The following is a 419-nucleotide window of genomic DNA, read 5'->3' as shown; positions in this document are numbered from 1 at the left end:
ATCACATCCAGTACACGGAACAGGTCGGTTTTACCCCAGACCACCTGCTGCTTACCGAAGGTGATGTTGAAGATGTCACCGTTATCCAGCTGTTTATCAGCCGTGATATAGAACTCACGCAGGAAGTCTAAGCGGTCATTAAACTCCGGGAACTTGGCATCACTCTCATCCTCATCCATATAACCGTCAAGGTTGTTACACAGAGTTGGATCATTCTCGCAGGGGAATGGAACACCGGGACGTAACAACGCCTGAGAGGAGATGGTGGTGTTGTCGTGCCAGTTCTCACCCAGGTAGTTTTCCTGAGCATCTTTACCGAACTCGTTATCGTTCAGGTCATAGACACCGTCGTAGCTGCCTCGCAGCACACCGTTGATGCTGACATTACTCCAGCTATCAGACTCAATCGGCTTATGGAA

The 419-nt window shown here is 49.6% G+C and carries 1 protein-coding gene; it reads right to left on the bottom strand.

The window, feature by feature from the left end; genetic code table 11:
• Positions 1–419: DUF1302 family protein (locus Q0882_RS16690; protein WP_366915941.1), on the bottom strand; the 419-nt coding region annotated here is incomplete at both ends.

Source organism: uncultured Neptuniibacter sp. (genome assembly GCF_947498015.1).
In the GTDB taxonomy this organism is placed as follows: Bacteria; Pseudomonadota; Gammaproteobacteria; order Pseudomonadales; family Balneatricaceae; genus Neptuniibacter.
This window is presented reverse-complemented; position numbering and strand designations above follow the sequence as displayed.